Origin of the sequence: Microbacterium meiriae (genome assembly GCF_040702565.1) — a bacterium.
Classification (GTDB): Bacteria; Actinomycetota; Actinomycetes; order Actinomycetales; family Microbacteriaceae; genus Microbacterium; species Microbacterium meiriae.
In genome coordinates, this window is record NZ_JBFBLJ010000002.1 from 1,149,429 (window position 1) to 1,169,043 (window position 19,615).

22 protein-coding genes and 2 tRNA genes are annotated in these 19,615 nt (G+C 70.8%); 20 read left to right on the forward strand and 4 right to left on the reverse strand.

All coding sequences use genetic code 11. The features are described 5' to 3' along the window. The first annotated feature begins 131 nt into the window (after nt 1-131). Entirely contained in the window at nt 132-1,136 is a 1,005-nt protein-coding gene (locus tag AB0310_RS12900; protein WP_315637190.1) for a LacI family DNA-binding transcriptional regulator, read from the forward strand. A 6-nt stretch (nt 1,137-1,142) separates the two neighbouring features. Here the strand turns inward: AB0310_RS12900 and AB0310_RS12905 are convergent, their stop codons facing one another. Beyond that, on the reverse strand, nt 1,143-1,850 hold the full coding sequence (locus AB0310_RS12905) for an ion channel (RefSeq protein WP_315637191.1): 708 nt from the start codon (nt 1,848-1,850) through the stop codon (nt 1,143-1,145). A 162-nt stretch (nt 1,851-2,012) separates the two neighbouring features. On the opposite strand from AB0310_RS12905, the gene AB0310_RS12910 reads away from it, so the two are divergent. After that, nucleotides 2,013-2,101 (forward strand) — tRNA-Ser (locus AB0310_RS12910). 66 nt (nt 2,102-2,167) lie between these two features. Here AB0310_RS12910 and AB0310_RS12915 read toward each other — a convergent pair. Further along, entirely contained in the window at nt 2,168-2,659 is a 492-nt protein-coding gene (locus tag AB0310_RS12915; protein WP_366237397.1) for a MarR family winged helix-turn-helix transcriptional regulator, read from the reverse strand. 116 nt (nt 2,660-2,775) lie between these two features. Here AB0310_RS12915 and AB0310_RS12920 point away from each other — a divergent pair, with 116 nt between their 5' ends. The 14 genes from AB0310_RS12920 (at nt 2,776) to AB0310_RS12985 (ending at nt 13,279) form a co-directional block, all read left to right on the forward strand. After that, entirely contained in the window at nt 2,776-3,567 is a 792-nt protein-coding gene (locus tag AB0310_RS12920) for an SDR family NAD(P)-dependent oxidoreductase (RefSeq protein WP_366237398.1), read from the forward strand. 50 nt (nt 3,568-3,617) lie between these two features. Then, the gene (locus AB0310_RS12925) at nt 3,618-5,237 is read left to right on the forward strand and encodes a sodium-dependent transporter (RefSeq protein ID WP_268777617.1); all 1,620 of its coding nucleotides are present in this window, start codon (nt 3,618-3,620) and stop codon (nt 5,235-5,237) included. Beyond that, nucleotides 5,234-5,368, forward strand: a complete 135-nt coding sequence (locus AB0310_RS12930; RefSeq protein WP_187663244.1) for a methionine/alanine import family NSS transporter small subunit — start codon at nt 5,234-5,236, stop codon at nt 5,366-5,368. Before AB0310_RS12925 ends, AB0310_RS12930 begins: the two co-directional genes overlap by 4 nt. An 83-nt stretch (nt 5,369-5,451) precedes the next feature. After that, on the forward strand, nt 5,452-6,315 hold the full coding sequence (locus AB0310_RS12935; protein WP_366237399.1) for an AraC family transcriptional regulator: 864 nt from the start codon (nt 5,452-5,454) through the stop codon (nt 6,313-6,315). 87 nt (nt 6,316-6,402) lie between these two features. Beyond that, nucleotides 6,403-7,038, forward strand: a complete 636-nt coding sequence (locus AB0310_RS12940) for a GyrI-like domain-containing protein (RefSeq protein WP_366237400.1) — start codon at nt 6,403-6,405, stop codon at nt 7,036-7,038. A gap of 70 nt (nt 7,039-7,108) precedes the next feature. Next, entirely contained in the window at nt 7,109-7,912 is an 804-nt protein-coding gene (locus AB0310_RS12945; RefSeq protein WP_268777614.1) for a DUF1206 domain-containing protein, read from the forward strand. A gap of 143 nt (nt 7,913-8,055) precedes the next feature. Beyond that, complete coding sequence (locus AB0310_RS12950) at nt 8,056-9,363, forward strand: SufS family cysteine desulfurase (RefSeq protein WP_366237401.1); 1,308 nt, start codon at nt 8,056-8,058, stop codon at nt 9,361-9,363. Then, nucleotides 9,360-9,794: a Fe-S cluster assembly sulfur transfer protein SufU gene (gene sufU, locus AB0310_RS12955; protein ID WP_366237402.1), complete on the forward strand. Its 435-nt coding sequence runs from the start codon at nt 9,360-9,362 to the stop codon at nt 9,792-9,794. Before AB0310_RS12950 ends, sufU begins: the two co-directional genes overlap by 4 nt. 59 nt (nt 9,795-9,853) lie before the next feature. Next, the gene (locus tag AB0310_RS12960; protein WP_268777612.1) at nt 9,854-10,495 is read left to right on the forward strand and encodes an NADPH-dependent F420 reductase; all 642 of its coding nucleotides are present in this window, start codon (nt 9,854-9,856) and stop codon (nt 10,493-10,495) included. A gap of 69 nt (nt 10,496-10,564) precedes the next feature. Further along, nucleotides 10,565-11,224: a GntR family transcriptional regulator gene (locus AB0310_RS12965; RefSeq protein ID WP_187663251.1), complete on the forward strand. Its 660-nt coding sequence runs from the start codon at nt 10,565-10,567 to the stop codon at nt 11,222-11,224. A gap of 101 nt (nt 11,225-11,325) precedes the next feature. Further along, on the forward strand, nt 11,326-11,571 hold the full coding sequence (locus AB0310_RS12970; RefSeq protein ID WP_187663252.1) for a hypothetical protein: 246 nt from the start codon (nt 11,326-11,328) through the stop codon (nt 11,569-11,571). Continuing rightward, the gene (locus AB0310_RS12975) at nt 11,571-12,431 is read left to right on the forward strand and encodes a hypothetical protein (RefSeq protein WP_280569275.1); all 861 of its coding nucleotides are present in this window, start codon (nt 11,571-11,573) and stop codon (nt 12,429-12,431) included. Before AB0310_RS12970 ends, AB0310_RS12975 begins: the two co-directional genes overlap by 1 nt. Before the next feature lie 113 nt (nt 12,432-12,544). Beyond that, nucleotides 12,545-13,129 (forward strand): asparagine synthase, encoded by a 585-nt coding sequence (locus AB0310_RS12980; protein WP_187663254.1) that lies wholly within the window; start codon nt 12,545-12,547, stop codon nt 13,127-13,129. Between the two features lie 77 nt (nt 13,130-13,206). Beyond that, a tRNA-Arg gene (locus AB0310_RS12985) sits at nt 13,207-13,279 on the forward strand. Nucleotides 13,280-13,356: 77 nt separating this feature from the next. Here the strand turns inward: AB0310_RS12985 and AB0310_RS12990 are convergent. Continuing rightward, on the reverse strand, nt 13,357-14,292 hold the full coding sequence (locus AB0310_RS12990) for a LysR family transcriptional regulator (protein ID WP_370428368.1): 936 nt from the start codon (nt 14,290-14,292) through the stop codon (nt 13,357-13,359). 71 nt (nt 14,293-14,363) lie between these two features. Between AB0310_RS12990 and AB0310_RS12995 the strand changes: the two genes are divergently transcribed. Further along, entirely contained in the window at nt 14,364-16,094 is a 1,731-nt protein-coding gene (locus tag AB0310_RS12995) for an L-aspartate oxidase (protein ID WP_366237403.1), read from the forward strand. Between the two features lie 90 nt (nt 16,095-16,184). On the opposite strand, the gene AB0310_RS13000 is transcribed toward AB0310_RS12995, so the two are convergent. Further along, entirely contained in the window at nt 16,185-16,457 is a 273-nt protein-coding gene (locus tag AB0310_RS13000; RefSeq protein WP_268777608.1) for a hypothetical protein, read from the reverse strand. Nucleotides 16,458-16,593: 136 nt separating this feature from the next. On the opposite strand from AB0310_RS13000, the gene AB0310_RS13005 reads away from it, so the two are divergent. The 3 genes from AB0310_RS13005 (at nt 16,594) to AB0310_RS13015 (ending at nt 19,543) form a co-directional block, all read left to right on the forward strand. Beyond that, nucleotides 16,594-18,087, forward strand: a complete 1,494-nt coding sequence (locus tag AB0310_RS13005; protein WP_366237404.1) for an L-serine ammonia-lyase, iron-sulfur-dependent, subunit alpha — start codon at nt 16,594-16,596, stop codon at nt 18,085-18,087. Nucleotides 18,088-18,195: 108 nt separating this feature from the next. After that, the gene (locus AB0310_RS13010) at nt 18,196-18,936 is read left to right on the forward strand and encodes an AAA family ATPase (RefSeq protein ID WP_366237405.1); all 741 of its coding nucleotides are present in this window, start codon (nt 18,196-18,198) and stop codon (nt 18,934-18,936) included. Between the two features lie 10 nt (nt 18,937-18,946). After that, the gene (locus AB0310_RS13015) at nt 18,947-19,543 is read left to right on the forward strand and encodes a TetR/AcrR family transcriptional regulator (RefSeq protein ID WP_366237406.1); all 597 of its coding nucleotides are present in this window, start codon (nt 18,947-18,949) and stop codon (nt 19,541-19,543) included. Nucleotides 19,544-19,615: the final 72 nt, after the last annotated feature.

A 19,615-nucleotide genomic window follows, 5' to 3' on the forward strand; every position in this document is an offset into this window, starting at 1 on the left:
GAATGAATCGTTTCAAACCCTGATGGAGTTGAGACTAGGGGCTGTGTTGACGCGTGTCAATACGGCGTGAGAGTCTGAGGCGATCCCCGCGGATGAGTCGTTTCAGCGGCGGGAACCGGAGGGAGGGCGCGATGGCCGTCAGTGTGCGGGAGGTCGCCGAGGACGCGGGTGTCTCCGTCGGGACCGTGTCGAACGTGCTCAATCGGCCGGAGAAGGTGGCCGCGGAGACCGTCGCTCGCGTACAGGCGTCCATCGACCGTCTCGGGTTCGTGCGCAACGACGCGGCGCGGCAGCTCCGTGCCGGGCGCAGCCGCACAATCGGGCTCGTCGTGCTCGACATCCGGAACCCGTTCTTCGCCGAGGTGATCCGCGGGGCCGAGGAGCGCGCCGACCAGCACGGACTCTCCGTCCTCGTCGCGAACAGCGACGAGAAGCAGGACCGCGAGGCGATGCACCTGGACCTCTTCGAGGAGCAGCGGGTGACGGGTGTGCTCGTCACCCCGGTGGCGGAGTCCCTGCCGCGGCTGGTGCGGATGCATGAGCGCGGTACGCACGCCGTCCTCGTCGACCGGGAATCGCAGGATGAGCGGTTCGCCTCCGTCGCCGTCGACGACGTCGAGGGCGGACGCATCGCGACGGAGCACCTGCTCGGGGTCGGCCGTCGCCGGATCGCCTTCGTCGGCGGCCCGGTCGCGCTGCGCCAGGTCTCCGATCGCCTGAGCGGCGCGCAGGCCGCGGCGGCTGCGGCAGGGGTCGGGCTGGAGTTCATCGCGACCTCCGCGCTCACCGTCGAGGAGGGGCGGCGCGCCGGTGCGCAGATTCTCGACCGTGCCGCGGGGGACCGGCCGGACGCCGTCTTCGCGGCGAACGATCTCCTGGCCCTCGGCCTCCTGCAGAGCCTGGTGATGACCGGCGATGCCCGGGTCCCCGAGGACATCGCGCTCGTCGGCTACGACGACATCGACTTCGCCGCGGCCGCCGTGATCCCGCTCAGCTCGGTGCGGCAGCCGGCCGCGCTCATCGGCTCCACCGCGGTCGACCTGCTGCTGCGGGGCCAGGACGACGTGGCGCCCGCGCCGGAGCACGTGCTGTTCCGGCCGGAGCTCGTCGCCCGCCGCTCGACCACCGGGGAGTGACCGCGGTCAGGCCGGCGTCGGCGTGGAGCGCTGGGCGCTGGCGCCCCGCATGATGCGCGCCACGGCGGTGATGAGGAAGAGCTGCCCGGTGATCCCCTCGGCGATGGCCACCGCCTGCACGCCCGATCCGACGGGGACGAGGTTGCCGTAGCCCGTCGTCGTCAGGGCGGTGAACGAGAAGAAGAGTTGATTGCCGAGCGAATCGCTCGCCGCATCGCCGAACAGCGGGGTCGGCAGCAGCAGCGACAGCAGGTTGTAGACGAAGGCGAAGAACATGCCCACGAGGATGTAGGCCGTCACGGCGGCCAGGAGGGCCTCGACGTCGAGGCCTCGTCGGGTGACCTGGTGCGCGATGATCGCCCACGGCGCGACCAGCAGCGCGATCATGGAGGCGGCGGAGAGGGCGACGGCGAGGGCCGGACTGTCCGTGGCGAAGAACGCCGCGAGGAGGGCAGCGAGCCCGGCGGCCGAGAGCACGACCCACGACACCCGCTGCACGAGGGCGCGGGCCCTGGTCACGCGGAACACGATCGCGACCGTGACCAGCATCGCCAGGAACGCCCAGGGGCTGGGAACCGTGCCGGGCTGGGCCGCGCACAGTCCGTACGAGACGATGAGGAGGGCGAGCACCGCGGCATAGCCGAGGGCACCGCGCCTCGGGTCGGCCGGGGCGGCGAATCCCGCGCGGACGTGCGCTCCCGATGGCTCGGACATGGCGTCTCCTCTCGCGTCCGCGGGGGCGGGCCCTCGCAACGTGCGGCCAGTATCGCAGGGCGGCCGGCCCGCGCCGGGGAGCGTCCGAGACCGGCGGTTCGTGACCACGCGTCGGACCCGTTATGATGGTGGGGTGCATCCGTGCTCTCGAGCCGGATGCCTGGAGACGTCGCATAGTCCGGCCTAGTGCACCACCCTGCTAAGGTGGAGTCCCCTCACGGGGACCAGGGGTTCAAATCCCCTCGTCTCCGCACGGAGAAGCCCCGACGAGTCCGCTCGCCGGGGCTTTCGTGTTCCCGGCTGCGGGGCTGTCCTCCTCACGCCTGCGTCCCGGGCATCCAGGTCGGATCAGGGGAGAGTGCGGCGGAGATCTTCCGGCTGGCCGCACCGAGCTGCCGCGCCTGCGCCGGTGTGAGGGCATCGAAGACGACGCGGCGGATGAGGGCCTGGTGGGCGGGAGTCGACTCCTCGACCTTCCGATGGCCGGCGTCGGTGAGGATGCCGAGGGTGAAGCGCCCGTCCTCCACGTCGACTTCGCGTCGGACCCAGCCTTTCGCCTCCAGGCGAGTGATGGCGCGGGAGAGCCGGGACAGCGTGCTGTTCGCGTAGCCGGCGAGGACGCTGAGGCGGAGGGTGCGCTCCGGCGCCGAATCGAGGGCGAAGAGGATCCCGTGCTCGAAGTGGGTGAGCCCGCTGTCCCGCTGCAACTGCGCGTCGAGGGCCGCCGGGAGCCGTTCGAGGAGCGTCGCGAGTGCCGACCAGACGTCCATCTCTTCGGCGTTCAAGGGGGCGGGGGAGAGCGGCGACATTCCTCCACCGTAGCGGTTGAGCCATGCTCGTGGCTTGCTTGGGAAAGTGAACAGCGGCTAGTATGACTTGCTCAGGCAAGTCATGCGGGAGGTCCGCTGAAGCGAGAGGGAGATGGATGGAACTGGGGTTGCGCGGCAAGAGGGCGTTCATCAGCGGGTCGAGCCAGGGGATCGGATTTGCGGTCGCGTCCGCTCTCGCTGCCGAGGGGGTCGATGTCGTGATCAACGGTCGTGACGAGCGACGCGTCGACGCCGCGGTCGCCGCCGTGGCCCTCGCGCATCCCGGGGCGGCCGTCTCCGGGATCGCCGCGGACTTCACCGACCCCGACCAGGTGGTCGCGGTGACGGAGAAGCTCGGTCGGGTGGACATCCTCGTCAACAACGTCGGTCTCTTCGGACTCGCCGACTTCGCGGACATCACCGACGAGGACTGGGCGCGCTACTTCGAGGTGAACGTGATGAGCGGAGTGCGTCTGTCCCGCTCTCTCCTGCCGGGGATGCGGGAACGGGGCTGGGGGCGCATCGTCTTCGTCAGCCGCGAGTCCGGCGTCAACGTCCCGGCTGACATGGTGCACTACGGCGTGACGAAGGCCGCGATGATCGCGCTCGGGAACGGGCTGGCCAAGCTCACTCGCGGCACCGGCGTGACGGTCAACACCGTCCTGGGTGGCCCGACCTACTCGGAGGGCGTCGCGGCGAGCGTCGCCGCCGTCGCAGCAGCCCAGTCCGTCTCCGTGGACGTGATGAAAGAGGCGATCATCGGACAGAACACGACCACACTCCTGGAGCGCTTCCTCGATCCGACCGAGGTCGCGGACCTCGTTGTCTACCTCTCCAGCGTCCGGGCCTCCGCGACGAACGGCGCCGCGCTGCGGGCGGATGGGGGCGTGCTGACGGCGATGCTCTGACCCGAGCGCGTCACTCGCCGGGGCCCATGGCTTCCGGTATCCTCGCGGGCATGCCTAGACCCACCCAGACGCCGCAGCGCGAGGCCTTCGGCTCGCGGAACGTGTTCATCCTCTCGGCGATCGGCTCGGCCGTGGGTCTCGGGAACATCTGGCGCTTCCCGTACGTCGCCTACGAGGGCGGCGGCGGTGCGTTCCTCATCCCGTATCTGTGTGCGCTGCTGACGGCCGGCATCCCGCTGCTGTTCCTGGACTACGCGGTCGGCCACCGGTTCCGGGGCTCCGCGCCGCTCGCGTTCCGACGCCTGCACCGGGCCGCCGAACCGCTGGGGTGGTGGCAGGTGCTGATCTGCGTCGTCATCGCGGTGTACTACGCCGTGATCGTCGCGTGGGCCGGCATGTACACCTGGTTCTCGGCGCAGCTCACCTGGGGAGCGGGTAACGAGAACGACTTCTTCTTCGTGGACTTCCTGCAGTCGGCAGACGTGGCGGAGGTCGGTCTGTCCGGGGAGTTCGTGCCGCAGGTGGGCCTGCCGCTGATCGCGGTGTGGCTGATCGTCATCGTCATCATGGCCCTCGGCGTCAAGCGCGGCATCGGGCGCGCCAACATGATCCTGATGCCGCTGCTCACCCTCATGTTCGCCGTGCTCGTGGTGCAGGCCCTCTTCCTCCCCGGCGCCCTGGACGGTCTCAACGCCTTCTTCACGCCGAACTGGGAGGCACTCGCCGACCCGGCCGTGTGGGCCTCCGCCTACGGGCACATCTTCTTCTCGCTGTCCGTCGCCTTCGGCATCATGGTGACCTATGCCTCCTACCTGAAGCGCAAGACCGACCTCACCGGCTCGGGCCTCGTGGTCGCGTTCGCCAACTCCGGCTTCGAGATCCTCGCCGGCATCGGCGTGTTCGCGGCCCTCGGGTTCATGGCACAGGCGCAGGGCACGGATGTCTCCGGCGTCGCGACCTCGGGCATCGGCCTCGCCTTCGTCGCGTTCCCGACGATCGTGTCCCAGGCGACCGGCGGGTCGATCATCGGCGTGCTGTTCTTCGGCGCCCTCGTCTTCGCGGGGATCACCTCGATGATCTCGATCCTGGAGGTGATCGTCGCGGCGCTGCAGGACAAGCTCGGCTGGGCGCGGGTGCGCACCACCCTCGTCGTCTCGATCCCGCTGGCCATCATCTCCGCCGCGCTGTTCTCCACCACCACCGCGCTGTCGGTGCTCGACACCACCGATGCCTTCGTCAACGCCTTCGGCATCATGGCGGTCGCCCTCGTCGCGGTGATCGTCGTGGCCTGGGTGCTGCACAAGCTGCCGCAGCTGCAGGAGCACCTGAACCGCCGTTCGAGCTTCCGCGTCGGCCTCCTCTGGCGCCTGCTCGTGGGCGTGCTGGCCCCGCTCGTGCTCGGGTACCTGCTGATCACCGAACTCCTGACGAAGATCGCGGAGCCGTACAGCGGCTACCCCGGCTGGTTCCTCGGCGTGTTCGGCTGGGGCATGGTCATCGCGTTGGTGGTCGGCGGAGTACTGCTGTCGCTGGTGCCGTGGAGCAGGCGCTCCCGCGCCAAGGACGACGTCGGCTACGACGACTTCCTGGACCAGGAGGAGTACGCCGCCGATCCGGAGACGACGAGCATCGCCGTCCCGGCCGCGCAGACGAAGGGAGCGGGGGCATGACCACCACTGCGATCGTCATGATGATCATCGCCATGGTCACGGTGTGGGGCGGCCTCATCGCCGCCGTCGTGAACCTCGCTCGGCACCCCGAGGTGGAGGACGCCGAGCCGGCGGTGCCGACCGAGCTCTGAGCTCCGACCCGATCGCATCGGACCGGGACGATCGGGTACCGGGAGGGCTGCGGCGACACGATGGTGGGGAAAGGAGGACCCCCGTGATCGGCACGCTCAACGCCCTGGTCGACCTCGTCGACGCGGACAGCGGTCAGGAGATCGACGTCGCCGCGTTCGCCCGCGCGCACGGCACCACCGAGTACCACCTGCGCCGGATGTTCTCGGCGCTCGCCGGGGTGCCGTTGACCGAATACGTGCGGCGTCGTCGGATGACGCTCGCGGGTGCGGAGCTCGCCGCCGGTGCACCGAGTCTGCTCGATGTCGCCGTTCGGCACGGCTACGGCTCGACCGAGGCGTTCGCCCGGGCGTTCCGCGCCGTGCACGGCATCGGGCCGGCGGACGCGCGTCGGCACGGGGGTCCTCTCCGCACACAACCCACGCTCCGGTTCCGCCTGAGCGTCGAAGGGAGCACCCCGATGGATGTCACCATCACCCACCGCCCCGCGTTCGCCCTCGTCGGTCATGCCGCGGAGGTCCCGCTCATCCACGTCGGCGTCAATCCGCACATCCAGGCGCACATCGCCGCCATCCCGCCGGACGAGCACGCCCGCCTCAAGGCGCTCGGCAACGAGGAGCCCGCGGGCATCCTCGCCGTGACCGCCGACATCGATCCGGATGCCCCGGAGGGGACGCCGCTGACCTACCTGCACGGGGTGGCCGTGCTCGACGACACCGCGGTTCCGGACGAGCTCGACACCCTGCGCGTGGCGGAGGGCACGTGGGCCGTGTTCGGCGCGAGCGGCCCCTTCCCGGAGACTCTGCAGAATCTGTGGGCGGCGACGGCGACCGAGTGGTTCCCGTCGAACCCGTGGCGGCTGCGACCCGGGCCCTCGATCGTCCGCTACCGGGAGTTCACCGGCGACACGGCCTCCTGTGAGCTCTGGCTCCCCGTCGAGCAGAGCTGACCGTGGATCGGGTCGGGCCCGTGGGGCTCGACCCGATGTCGGTGCCCTGGGGCACACTGACCGCACGACGACGAAGCGGGGCAGGCCATGACGGCGACCGATCCAAAGAAGACGCTCGATGCGTACCAGGCGAAACGGGGGACCTTCCGGATCCTCGACGTGCCGCCACTGACCTATCTGATGGTCGACGGCGCCGGCGATCCGAACACCGCGCCGGCGTTCTTCGACGCGGTCGCTGCCCTCTACCCGCTGGCGTACACGCTCAAGTTCGCCGGCCGTGCCGAGCTCGGCGTCGATCAGGTCGTGATGCCCCTGGAAGGCCTGTGGCACGCGCCCGACATGGCGTCGTTCACCACCCGGCGCGACAAGTCGACCTGGCTCTGGACGCTGATGATCATGGTCGGCGACCACGTCGCTCCCGCCTTCTTCGACCGCGCGGTCGAGACGGTCGCGGCGAAGAGCGCGAAGAAGGGGGAGGAGCTCCCGGCGCTGGCCGCGGTCCGGCGGGAGGTGCTAGACGAGGGGCTGTGCGTGCAGACGCTGCACGTCGGACCGTTCGACGATGAGGGCCCCGTGCTGGAGGAGCTGCACGAGCGGTTCGTCCCAGAGAACGGGTTGCGGATGCGCGGTCGGCACCACGAGATCTACCTCAGTGACCGTCGCCGGACGGCCCCGGAGAAGCTGCGCACCATCCTGCGGCAGCCGGTGGAGCGGATCACCTGAGTGCTTCCGCACCGCGCGTCCGGAAAGCAACCCCCTGATTCCGACCGCCCGCGGCGGATACTCTTCGAGCATGAGCACCGTCAAGCATGCGGCGCGCGTGGCGAAGGACTCCACCGCGTTCCGGCGGACCGCCCGCGCGGGTTTCGTCGTCCTCGGCGTCATCCACATCATCATCGGCGCGATCGCCATCACGATCGCCGCGGGCGGGTCGGGTGACGCCGACCAGGACGGCGCGATGGAGCAGGTGCGCAACAACCCGGTCGGGGGACTGCTGCTGCTCGCGATCGCCGTGGGCCTCCTCGCGCTCGCCGTGTGGCAGGTGGCGAGCGGGTTCCTCGCCGCCGACCCCGCCGAGACGAAGAAGTGGGGCAAGCGTCTCAAGCTCTTCGGCATCTCCGGCACGTACCTCGTGATCGCCGGACTGGCGCTCATCTACGCCGTGGGCGGCCGGGCGGAGTCCTCCGACGCCTCGAAGACCCTGAGCCAGGTGGTCCTGTCCGCGCCCGGCGGGGTGGCGCTGCTCGTGGTGATCGGTCTCAGCGTCATCGGTGTCGGCATCGGCTTCATCGTCGGCGGGGTCATGCGCTCGTTCCGCAAGCTCATCGACGTGCCGACCGGAGCCGCCCGAGCCGGAGTGATGGCCCTCGGCATCGTGGGCTACATCGGCAAGGGCATCGCGGTGGGAGTCACCGGCGTGCTGTTCGTGGTGGCCGCTGTGACGCAGGATCCGGAGCGCGCCGCGGGGCTCGACGCCGCCCTGCACAGTCTCCTCACCCTGCCGTTCGGCCGCCTCATCCTCGGGGCGGTCGGCGTCGGCTTCGCGCTGTACGGCGCCTTCTGCATCGCGCGGGCCCGTCTCGCCCGCATGTCCTAGTCCTTCCGCCCGTGCACGACTTCGGAGATCGCCGCCGACGCGCCGCTCGGTAGTCGCACGGCCCGGGGTGTCTCGTCCCGTCTCCGAAGCTGTGCCCGCCCGGAGCCGGACCCGGGCCACGCGGAAGATGGGAGACTGGAACGATGAGCGCTTCTCCCGGAGTCGACGTGATCACCCCGCTGACCGAGACCGAGGTGCAGCGGATCCGCGAGGACTTCCCGATCCTGCACACCCGCGTGCACGGCCACCCCCTGGCGTACCTCGACTCGGGCGCGACGTCGCAGCGTCCGGAGTCCGTGCTCGACGCCGAACGACGCTTCGCCACCGCCATGAACGCGGCCGTCCACCGCGGCGCCCACACGCTCGCGGCAGAGGCGACCGAGCTGTTCGAGGACGCCCGCAGCACGCTCGCTCGTTTCGTGGGCGCCGACGACGACGAGATCGTCTGGACCTCGAACGCCACCGAGGCCGTCAATCTCGTCGCCTACTCCCTCTCCAATGCCTCGCTCGGCCGGGGCGGTGCCGCCGCTGCAGGCCTCCGGCTCCGCGAGGGGGACGAGATCGTCACCACCGAGATGGAGCACCACGCCAACCTCATCCCCTGGCAGGAGCTCGCTGCGCGCACCGGGGCCACGCTCCGGGTCATCCCGCTCGACGACGACGGGGCCCTCCGTCTGGATGCGGCCGCGGAGCTCATCTCGGAGCGCACGAAGCTCGTGGCCTTCACCCACGTATCGAACGTGTTGGGCGTGATCAACCCCGTCGAGACCCTCGTCGCGCTGGCCAGGGAGGTCGGCGCCCTCACGCTGCTCGATGCCTGCCAGTCGGCTCCGCACCTGCCGCTGGACCTCCACGCGCTCGGGGTCGATCTCGCCGTCCTCTCCGGCCACAAGATGCTCGGCCCCACCGGCATCGGGGCGCTCTACGGCCGTCGCGAGGTCCTCACCGCGATGCCCCCGTTCCTCACGGGCGGTTCCATGATCACGACCGTCACCACGACCGAGGCCGAATACCTGCCACCGCCGCAGCGCTTCGAAGCGGGCACGCAGCGGGTGTCCCAGGCGATCGCGCTCGCCGCCGCGGTCGACTACCTCTCCGCGGTGGGGATGGATCGCATCGCCGCGCACGAGGCCGCGTTCGGGCAGCGACTCGTCGACGGGCTCGGGGCGATCGACGGCGTGCGGGTCCTGGGCGCGGGCATCGAGCTGCCGCGCGTGGGGCTCGCAAGCTTCGACGTCGCCGGGATCCACTCGCACGACGTCGGGCAGTTCCTCGACGACCAGGGCATCGCCGTGCGCGTCGGGCACCACTGCGCGCAGCCGCTGCACCGCCGGCTCGGTGTGACCTCGTCGACGAGGGCGAGCACCTATCTGTACACGACAGCGTCCGAGGTGGATGCCGTCATCGAGGCGGTCGCCGGGGCGATCGCGTTCTTCGGGAGGGGCGCATGAGCGACCTGCAGAGCCTGTACCAGGAGCTGATCCTCGACCACTCGCGCACGCCGCACGGCTTCGGGCTCCGCGAGGAGATCGCGGCGCAGTCGCATCAGCTCAACCCGACCTGCGGCGACGAGATCACCCTGCAGGTGCATCGCGGCGCCGACGGCGACGTGGAGGCGATCGCGTGGGAGGGGCACGGGTGCGCCATCTCCCAGGCGTCCGCCTCCCTGCTCGCCGAGCTCGCCGAAGGCCTCACCGTGGACGAGCTCGAGGTGCGCATCGCGGCCTTCCGCGAGGCGATGCGCTCCCGGGGCACGATCGAGCCGGACGAGGAGCTGCTCGGCGACGCCGCGGCCCTCAGCGGGGTCTCCCGGTATGTGGCTCGCGTGAAGTGCGCCATGCTCGCCTGGGTGGCGGCCGAGGACGCGCTCACGCGCCTCTGACCTCGTCCGCTCCTGTCTCGGACCGGGAATAGCATCGGGCGGCAGGCGTTGGCCCGAGCATGACAACTCTCGGAATCATCGGAGCAGGCAACATCGGCAGCCAGGTCGCCCGAGTGGCGGTGGCCAACGGCTATGACGTCGTGATCGCGAACTCGCGAGGGCCGGAAACCTTGGCCGACCTCGTCGCAGAGCTCGGGCCGCACGCGAAGGCGGCGACGGCGGAGGAAGCGGCCGCCGCGGCGGACGTGGCCGTGGTGACGGTGCCGCTGCACGCGATCGATCAGCTTCCCGCCGCACAGCTCGCCGGGAAGATCGTGCTCGACACGAACAACTACTACTTCGAGCGCGACGGGCACATCGAGTCCCTCGACAAGGGCGAGACCACCACGTCCGAGCTCGTGCAGGCGCAGCTCCCGGAATCGAGGATCGCCAAGGCGTTCAACCACATCTACGCCGCGGACATCACGACCGACGGGACTCCGGCCGGTACGCCGAACCGGCGGGCGCTGGCCACCGCGGGTGATGACGCCGAGGCTGTGGCCTTCGTGACCCGCTTCTACGACGAGGCCGGCTTCGACACGGTCAACGTCGGCCCGCTCAGCGAGTCGTGGCGGGTCGAGCGCGACCGTCCGGCGTACGTCGTCCGGCAGAACGCGGAAGAGCTGACCGCGAACGTCGCGCGGGCGAACCGTCTGCCCTGAGTCGGCTCGCGCCTCCGGTCTGGGATACCAAACTTGGCCAATCCCGGGCCGGGGTGCGAGAATGCCCGGATGGCGGGGGCTGTGGGGGTAGGCGGGGAACTCGAGTCGGTCAGGGTCACGAGGATCCTCCGAGACGACATCGTGCTCGGGCGACGCCCACCGGGATCGCGTCTCGTGGAACGGGACATCGCGGCCGAGCTGCAGGTGTCGCGTCTCCCGGTGCGGGAGGCGATCAGGACCCTGGTCGCGGAGGGCGTGGTGGTCGCACGACCGCGGACGTGGGCGGTCGTGCGGGAGTTCACCCATGACGACATCCGCAACTTCGCCGAGGTGCGGGAGGCGATCGAGACCCTCATCTTCGTCTTCGCGGCCGAGCGGCATGACGCCGCCGGGCTCGCACGCCTGCGGGATGCCTATGAGCGCGAGGCTGCGGCGGCGCGGGCAGGAGACGCCGAGACCGCGCGCACAGCGGCGGCGGAGTTCCACGAGATCGCCGTCGATCTGGCGGGCAACGAGATGCTGGGCGAGCTCATCGCGGTGTTCCTGACCCGCCTGCGGTGGCTGTTCGGACAACACGACGATCTGGCGGCGATGGCGGACGAGCACCGCGTCATCCTCGAGGCCGTCGCCGCGCGGGACGTCGAGGCGGTGCGCCGGATGGTCCCCGCTCACCTGGCCAGCGGACATTCGGCGGCCGAACGACGGCTGGCGCAGACCGTGACCGGCTGAGCGCGTCCGTCTGCGAAGACACCCCCACCGCGCGGAAGGCCGGTTGTATCCTTGTCCGGTCGGAGTCGGTCCGGTCTGTTCGTGCTGTCCTGGGGAGCGAGATGCGAAATCTTGCTGTCGTCGTCGGGGGAATCCTCCTGCTCGGCGGTGCTGCGCTCCTCGTCATGGCCGACCAGGAGCGTGCCGCGGACGTCGCCGCTGTGAAGGCCGAGATCGCTCGGATCGAGGACGTGCTCGACGAGTCGCAGACGGAGAACCTCGCCCTCGCGGAGCGTCTCACCGAACTCCGGTCCCGTATCGCTGAGCAGGACGCCGATCTCTCGGACACGACGGGCTTCCTGCCGTGATGCGCCGGAAACTGGCGGTGACGGTGTCGGTGGCCGTGCTCCTCGCGGCGGCCGTCGTCGCCCGGGCCGACGCGCTGGACCACGAGCGGGCGGAGGCGTTGGCGCAGCTCTCCGTTCTGGCCGACCGATCGCACGACGCCGCGCAGCGCACCGACCACCTGTCCGGCGCCGTCGCGCAGGCCGAGCAGGACACCGCGGATCGGGCCGCCGTGCTGGCCGTGCGTCCCGCGTTCCTCGAGGAGCTCTCGACGCTCGCGGCCGTCCTCCGTGGTGCGGACGGCAAGGTCGACACCGCGGCGCATCTCGCTTCCGCCCGGTCGGCTCAGGAGACGGTGCGCGTCGAGCGCCACGATCCCGACACCGTGGTCGCGGCGACCGCGACGGTCGAGGCGCTCACGCAGAAGGTCGGCACCGAGGTCGCAGGGTGGCAGGCATCGCAGAGCGCCGGTCCCGGCGGGCCCGTGTGGACGTCGAGCGGGCCGGACGGCTATGCGCGGGTGCGCGCGGCCCTCGACCGGGTGGGCGGCGGGGGCGTCGGGCTGTACGAGTCGTCGTCGTGTGCGGGCGGCACAGCGCCGGCCTGCGCCAACAGCAACGGCTACATCAAGTACCGTGCCGACATCACCGGGTGGAGCGACGGACGCCTGAACTGGGCGATGGCGCACGAGCTCGCCCACATCCATCAGTTCCGGGTCTGGGGTGCCCTCACCTCGTCCGGCGCCTACGCGACGATGTTCGGCGGCGATCCGGAGTTCCTGGCCAACTGCATGGCCGTCGTCCGCGGCTTCCCGGGTTCGGTCGGGTGCTCCGGCGAGCAGCAGACCTGGGCCTCCGGTATCTGGGTCGGGGTCGTCCGCTAGCCCCGGCCCGACAGGGGCTTCGATGTCGGAGGTGTGCGGCATGCTGATCCGGAGCCAATCCGGCCGAGACTGCGCGGCATCGGTACCGGTACGCTCGAGAGAAGGAGGTGCCGGTGGGACGGACTGCGGATGCCATCGCCGAAGGCGTCGCGATCGCGACGGCCGCTGCGCGCCTCGCCGTGAAGAATCACATCCTCATCGGCACCATCGCCGAGGACGGCGTCTTCGACCTCGACAAGTACGTCGAGGATGCGAGGGCTGCTCTCGGCGCGATGGCCGAGGAGTCGGAGGAGGCCGCGGCCACGGTCACGGCCTTGCGCAAGCGCGCCCGCGGTCGGCATTCCGATCCAGTCGGCACGCACGACTACCGCGACCGCGATGTGCGCAATCTCCGGAGGCGGGCGAAGCAGTCGCTCGGCGTCGCGCAGCGTCTGCGCGAGATGATGGATGACCGTGCCCAGCTGGAGAGCATCGTCGAGGAGGCGCGCGCGGCGGCCTGGGCCGACGTGCGGCACAACCTCGACCGTCGACTGCGCGTCGAGGGCATGCGACCCGATCAGGATCCCGACTACGCACGTATGCGTGAGGCGCGGATGCAGGCACTGCGGCTCGTCGACCTGCAGGCGCTCTCCTCGCAGCAGCGGGCCAGGGAGAAGCGGCGGAAGAAGCAGGAGAAGGTGGCCGCGAAGGGGGAGTGAGCCCTCGTTTCGCTTTCCGGTCTCGTCTGTTGTAGGCTGGTCGTCGGCCCGCTGAGCGGTAAAGCACCGCGGGTCCTGCGCCTCTAGCTCAATGGATAGAGCATCTGACTACGGATCAGAAGGTTGGGGGTTCGAGTCCCTCGAGGCGCACACTGTGTTGAGACAGTACGGAAACCCCCGTCGCGGAAGCGGCGGGGGTTTTCGCTGTCCGGGGGCAGGTGCCGCGGTCAGAGCAGGCTGGTGATAGCGGGATCGCGTTCCGCGAGGTCGGCCGCCGTCGCCATGATCGCCGACCGCATCGCGGCGACCGCGACGGCGGGCGTCACGTCGGAGCGGTGGGCGAGGCTGATCGTCCGGGACATCGCGGGGTGGGCGAGACGCGCGGATCGCAGTGCGGGGCGTTCGTACAGCACCATCGCCGGGACCACCGCGACGCCGACGCCGCGCTCGACGAAGCGCAGCACCGCATCCATCTCCGCGCCCTCCAGCGCGAGGGTCGGGGTGAGATCGGCGGCCCGGAAGACGGCGTCCATCGCGGCGCGCAGTTCGTAGCTCTCGTCGAACTGGATGAGCGGGAGCGTGGCGAGGTGCGCCAGGCTCACGGACGAGCCGTGGGTCACCGGAGGGGCCGCCGCCGACGAGATCACCACGAGCTCCTCGGCGAGCAGCGGGACGTGCGTGAGGCTGACCCCTGCCGGCACCGGACCCTCGGACTGGGTCACGAGGGCGATGTCGACCGCGCCGACCGCGAGCTGCTCGACGAGCAGGCGAGAGCCGCCCTCCGTGAGGTGCAGATCGATGCCGGGGTGGGTGGCATGGAACGAGCTGAGAGCTTCCGCCACGAGGCTGATGCACAGGGTGGGCGGGGCGCCGAGTCGCACCCGTCCACGGCGGAGCCCGGCGAGCTCGGCCACCTCGTCGCGGATGGCGTCGGCTTCGGCGAGCATGCGCTGCGCGCGAGGGAGGACCGTCTCCCCGGCCGCCGTCAGGGCGATGTGGCCGCGCGCGCGATGGAACAGCTCGGCGCCGAGCTCGCGTTCGAGGGTCGAGATCTGACGGCTCAGCGACGGCTGGGCGAGGTGGAGGTGCTCGGAGGCGCGGGTGAAGTGGCCGAGGCGGGCGACTTCGACGAACCCGCGGAGCTGCTCGAGGTTCATATCCATAGCGTACCCGCATGGTTTCCAGACAAACTATGCATTGGAGTTATTAGGATCGCCTAACTAGCGTCGAGAGCATGAATGCACTCGAACGTCAGATCTCCACCACGGTCCTCGTGATCGGCACCGGAGGCTCCGGGCTCCGCGCCGCGATCGAGGTCGCCGAGCACGGCGTCGACGTGCTCGCCGTCGGCAAACGCCCGCGGCAGGACGCCCACACGTCGCTCGCGGCCGGCGGCATCAACGCCGCTCTCGGCACGATGGACGCCGAAGACAGCTGGCAGCAGCACGCGGCGGACACGATCAAGGAAAGCTACCTCCTCGCCAACCCCCATACCGTCCAGATCGTCACCCAGGGCGCCGAGCGCGGCATCCGCGACCTCGAGCGCTGGGGCATGGACTTCGCCCGCGAGGGCGACGGCCGCATCTCGCAGCGCTTCTTCGGTGCGCACACCTACCGCCGCACCGCCTTCGCCGGCGATTACACCGGCCTCGAGATCCAGCGGACGCTGGTCGCCCGCGCCGAGCAGCTCGACGTCCCCATCCTCGACAACGTCTACATCACCCGTCTGCTCGTGCGCGACAACGTCATCTTCGGCGCTTACGGCTTCGATCAGGCGGACGGCACGCGCTACCTCATCCATGCGGACGCGGTGATCCTCGCCGCGGGCGGGCACAACCGCATCTGGCGCCGGACGTCGTCGAGGCGTGACGAGAACACCGGAGACTCCTTCCGGCTCGCTGTGGAGGCGGGGGCGCGACTCCGCGACCCCGAGCTGGTGCAGTTCCATCCGTCCGGCATCATCGAGCCCGAGAACGCCGCCGGTACCCTCATCTCCGAGGCCGCGCGCGGGGAGGGCGGCATCCTCCGCAATGCCCGGGGCGAGCGGTTCATGGAGAAGTACGACCCCGAGCGGATGGAGCTGTCGACCCGCGACCGTGTCGCGCTCGCCGCCTACACGGAGATCCAGGAGGGCCGCGGTACGGAGAACGGCGGCGTCTGGCTCGACGTGTCGCACCTGCCCCGCGAGACCATCATGACCCGGCTTCCGCGCGTCTATCAGACGATGATGGAGCTGCAGATGCTCGACATCACCGCGGACCCGATCGAGATCGCGCCGACCGCGCACTACTCGATGGGCGGCGTGTGGGTGCGGCCGGACGACCACCAGACCGACGTCGACGGGCTGTACGCGATCGGGGAGGCGTCGAGCGGACTCCACGGCGCGAACCGTCTCGGCGGGAACTCGCTCATCGAGTTGCTCGTCTATGGCCGGATCGTCGGTCAGGCCGCCATGGCCCACGCTGCGGGGCTCGACGCCCAGCGCCGGTCGGCCGATGCGGTCGCCGCCGCTCGTGCCGAGATCGACGACCTCCTGGCCGCGGAGGGGCGCGAGAACGTGCGGGCTCTGCAGCGCGCGATCCGCAACCTCATGACGGAGTACGCCGGCGTGGTGCGGTCGGAGGACGGGCTGAAGGCGGGCCTCGCCGACCTCGACATGATCGAGGGGCGCATGGAGGACATCGGCATCCACCCGGACATCGCCGGATTCCAGGACCTCGCGCACGCGTTCGACCTCAAGGCCTCCGCGCTCGCTGCCCGGGCCACGCTGGAGGCGGCGCGGGAGCGTCGGGAGACTCGCGGATGCCACAACCGCAGCGACTTCCCGGACACCGATCCCACGCTGCAGGTGAACCTCGTGTGGTCCCCGTCCGCCGGCGTGACCCGCGAGGAGATCCCCGCGATCCCCGAGGAGATCGCCGAGCTCATGCGCGACGTCGACACGACCGGCAAGCTCGTCGAGTAGATCCCCGAGACCCCGCTCTCGCGTCGAGACCCCGCCCTGCAGACGTCTGCAGGGCGGGGTCTCGGCGGTAGTCCGGGGTTTCGGGCCGGGTCAGTCGACGCCGAGGCCGACGGCCTCGTGATCCGGTTCCGGGTCGTCGCGCTTCGGGGCCTTCGGCTCCTCGCCGGGGGACTTCTCGGTGCTGGGCTCCTCCAGCTCCTCGGTGCTCGGGACCTCGGCCGGGTCCGCGTCCTCCGGGGAGTCCGCCTGCTCCGGCGTCGTCGCCTCGCCCTCCGAGGTGTCGGACGCGGGGGTCGGCGTGGGGGTCTGCGCCTCGGGCGAGAGCTCGTCGTTCGCGGTCTGTTCGGGAGTGCTGTCGGTCATGATCGTCCCTTTCTGCGATGTCGTGCTCTCAGCCTGCCTCCGCCTCGACACGAGATGAAGGGCCTTGACGCCGACCCGTCGGCCACGCGGTTAATCGCGGTGAACCGGATCCGTGAACTCGGCGTAGCCTGGAGGGGTGACTGCGTACGTCTCGGCCTTCGACCTCTTCTCCATCGGCGTCGGCCCGTCCAGCTCGCACACCGTCGGACCGATGCGGGCGGCACTCGACTTCGCGCGCCGGCTCTCCGGTTCCGGCGAGCTCGACCGCATCGCCCGGGTCGAATGCACGCTGTACGGCTCGCTCGGCGCCACCGGTATCGGCCATGGCACCCCGGACGCGGTGGTCGCGGGGCTGCGCGGTCTCGCACCCGAGACCTGTGACCCGGCGGCGGTGCGCGCGGCCTGGTCCGCCTACCCCGAGGGTGAGCCGCTGCGGATCGACGGCGCCCACGCGGTGCCGTTCCGGAAGGACGACATCGTGTTCGCGCCGCGGACCCGCCTCCCCGGCCATCCGAACGCCATGACGCTCATCGCCCGTGACCGGGACGGAACCATCCTGTTCGAGCAGACGTACTACTCGATCGGCGGCGGGTTCATCCGGCGCGAGGGGGAGGAAGCGCAGCTCTCCACCGGCGCCTTCCCGCACCCGTATGCCGATGCCGCCTCGCTGCTCACCCTGTGCGACGAGCTGGGACTGTCCATCGCGGAGGTCGCCCGCCGCAACGAGACGGCGCTGCGGAGCGAGGAGGAGGTCGCCGCCGGCCTCGACGCGATCTGGGATGCGATGTCGGGCTGCGTGGACGCGGGGCTCCACGCCGACGGGGTGCTTCCGGGCATGCTGCAGGTGAAGCGCCGCGCCGGCACGATCCGCGCACAGCTCGAGGCGGTCGAAGCCGAGGGGCACCGAGAGCTGCCCGGCGAGTGGCTCGGCGCGTTCGCGCTGGCCGTGAACGAGGAGAACGCGGCGGGTGGGCGCGTCGTGACCGCTCCGACCAACGGCGCGGCGGGCATTCTCCCCGCGGTGGCGATGTACTGGTGGCGCTTCCTCGCCGACTCGGGGCTCGGCGCCGGGAACGCGGTGACGCCGTACGGGGAGCTCGTCGGCAGCGCGCTGCTCGGGTTCGACGGGGCCCCGCCGCCCGCTCCCGCACTCGACGGGGAGGACGCGGAGATCGCGGAGGCCAATCGCCGCCGGGGCATCCGCCGGTTCCTGCTGACGGCCACCGCCCTCGGGTCGCTGTTCAAGGCCAACGCCTCGATCTCCGGCGCCGAAGGCGGGTGTCAGGCCGAGGTCGGCTCCGCGTGCGCGATGGCCGCGGGTGGGCTCACCGCGGTGATGGGCGGCACGAACCGGCAGATCGAGAACGCCGCGGAGATCGCGATGGAGCATCACCTCGGCCTCACATGCGACCCGATCGGCGGACTCGTGCAGATCCCGTGCATCGAGCGCAACGCGATCGCCGCCTCCACCGCGGTCACCGCCGCACGTCTCGCGCTCCGCGGCGACGGGAGCCACTATGTCTCGCTGGATGCCGTCGTCGAGACGATGCGCCAGACCGGTCTCGACATGTCGACCAAGTACAAGGAGACCAGCGAGGGCGGTCTGGCGGTGAACGTCATCGAGTGCTGACCTCGCCGACCCACCCCCTCTCGTGCGCTCCGGCCCGTTGCGTGCGCATGAAGAGGGGTGGCAGGCACACAGAGGGGTGGGTCGACGGAGGAGGGAAGGGAGAGGCATATGCGGCAGCAGCCGGTCGTCGCGGTGCGGGCGAACGACGAGGCGCCGACCCCGGACGGGACGTGGCCGACGAACATCCCCGCGGTGGCACAGGTGCTGCGCGAGGGACTGGATCTGGGACCGGGAGTGACCTTCCTCGTCGGCGAGAACGGCAGCGGGAAGTCCACCCTCGTCGAGGGCATCGCGATCGCGTACGGTCTCTCCCCGGAAGGCGGATCCCGGCAGGCACAGCACCGGACGCGTCCGACCGAGTCGCCGCTGTCGGACTGGCTGCGCCTCCAACGGGGCGTCGGCGCGCACCGCTGGGGATTCTTCCTGCGGGCCGAGACGATGCACTCGTTCTACACGTACCTCGAGGAGAACCCCTCCCTGCGCGGCGACGTGTCCTTCCACGAGATGAGCCACGGGGAGTCGTTCCTCGCCCTGCTCGACAGCCGCTTCGATGATCCGGGGTTCTACTGCCTGGACGAGCCGGAGGCCGCCCTGTCGTTCCATTCGACTCTCACGCTGATCGCCGTGCTGCAGCGCATCGCCGACGAGGGCGGCCAGGTGCTGTGCGCCACGCACTCCCCGGTGCTCGCGGCGCTCCCGGGCGCCACCATCCTGGAGGTCGGGGAGTGGGGGCTCCGCCCTGCCGCCTGGGAGGACCTCGAGATCGTGAACCACTGGCGCTCGTTCCTCGGGCAGCCGCAGCGGTATCTCCGGCATCTGCTCGACGAGCGAGGCTCCGCGGAGCCGTAGGCTGACGGGCATGACCGAGCAGAGGGCGCCGAGACGACGCGGGCGCCCGCGCGGCGGCACCGACTCCCGCGAGCGCATCGTGTCCGCGGCCGTCGACGAGTTCGGCGCGCAGGGGTACGACGGCGCCACGGTGCGGTCGATCGCCGCCCGCGCCGGCGTCGACTCCGCGCTCGTCCACCACTACTTCGGCACCAAGGCCGACCTGTTCGCAGAGGCCGCCGGGATCCCGTTGCGCCCCGACCTCGACGTCCCGGAGATCCTCGCGGGGCCGAAGGACGAAGCGGGGGTCCGGCTCGTCCGCTACGTGCTCGACGCGTTCGAGAAGCCCGACGTGCGCCGCCGCGGGGTGCTGCTCCTGCGCACGGCGATCGGGAGCAGGCTGACGACCCCCCTGCTCGCCGGCTTCCTCTCCCGCGAACTGCTCTCCCGCGTGGCACGACGCCTCGACGTGGAGGACGCCGACCTCCGCGCCGCCCTCGTCGCCTCGCAGATCGCCGGCATGCTCATCGGTCGCTACGTGCTGCAGCTCCCCGCGCTCGCCGGAGCCTCCGTCGACGAGCTCGTCCGCCGCGTCGGCCCCACCGTCCAGCGCTACCTCTTCGACTGACGCCCGCGTCCCCGGGCACGGCTGCGGAGATCTCGGCCGCCGCGCTGGTCGGCACGGGCCGGCGACGGCGTG

Coding starts and splice junctions, on each gene's coding strand:
- AB0310_RS12900 (WP_315637190.1), top strand. CDS start 132: ATGGCCGTCAGTGTGCGGGAGGTCGCCGAGGACGCGGGTGTCTCCGTC.
- AB0310_RS12905 (WP_315637191.1), bottom strand. CDS start 1,850: ATGTCCGAGCCATCGGGAGCGCACGTCCGCGCGGGATTCGCCGCCCCG.
- AB0310_RS12915 (WP_366237397.1), bottom strand. CDS start 2,659: ATGTCGCCGCTCTCCCCCGCCCCCTTGAACGCCGAAGAGATGGACGTC.
- AB0310_RS12920 (WP_366237398.1), top strand. CDS start 2,776: ATGGAACTGGGGTTGCGCGGCAAGAGGGCGTTCATCAGCGGGTCGAGC.
- AB0310_RS12925 (WP_268777617.1), top strand. CDS start 3,618: ATGCCTAGACCCACCCAGACGCCGCAGCGCGAGGCCTTCGGCTCGCGG.
- AB0310_RS12930 (WP_187663244.1), top strand. CDS start 5,234: ATGACCACCACTGCGATCGTCATGATGATCATCGCCATGGTCACGGTG.
- AB0310_RS12940 (WP_366237400.1), top strand. CDS start 6,403: ATGACGGCGACCGATCCAAAGAAGACGCTCGATGCGTACCAGGCGAAA.
- AB0310_RS12945 (WP_268777614.1), top strand. CDS start 7,109: ATGAGCACCGTCAAGCATGCGGCGCGCGTGGCGAAGGACTCCACCGCG.
- AB0310_RS12950 (WP_366237401.1), top strand. CDS start 8,056: ATGAGCGCTTCTCCCGGAGTCGACGTGATCACCCCGCTGACCGAGACC.
- sufU (WP_366237402.1), top strand. CDS start 9,360: ATGAGCGACCTGCAGAGCCTGTACCAGGAGCTGATCCTCGACCACTCG.
- AB0310_RS12960 (WP_268777612.1), top strand. CDS start 9,854: ATGACAACTCTCGGAATCATCGGAGCAGGCAACATCGGCAGCCAGGTC.
- AB0310_RS12965 (WP_187663251.1), top strand. CDS start 10,565: ATGGCGGGGGCTGTGGGGGTAGGCGGGGAACTCGAGTCGGTCAGGGTC.
- AB0310_RS12970 (WP_187663252.1), top strand. CDS start 11,326: ATGCGAAATCTTGCTGTCGTCGTCGGGGGAATCCTCCTGCTCGGCGGT.
- AB0310_RS12975 (WP_280569275.1), top strand. CDS start 11,571: ATGCGCCGGAAACTGGCGGTGACGGTGTCGGTGGCCGTGCTCCTCGCG.
- AB0310_RS12990 (WP_370428368.1), bottom strand. CDS start 14,292: ATGGATATGAACCTCGAGCAGCTCCGCGGGTTCGTCGAAGTCGCCCGC.
- AB0310_RS12995 (WP_366237403.1), top strand. CDS start 14,364: ATGAATGCACTCGAACGTCAGATCTCCACCACGGTCCTCGTGATCGGC.
- AB0310_RS13000 (WP_268777608.1), bottom strand. CDS start 16,457: ATGACCGACAGCACTCCCGAACAGACCGCGAACGACGAGCTCTCGCCC.
- AB0310_RS13010 (WP_366237405.1), top strand. CDS start 18,196: ATGCGGCAGCAGCCGGTCGTCGCGGTGCGGGCGAACGACGAGGCGCCG.
- AB0310_RS13015 (WP_366237406.1), top strand. CDS start 18,947: ATGACCGAGCAGAGGGCGCCGAGACGACGCGGGCGCCCGCGCGGCGGC.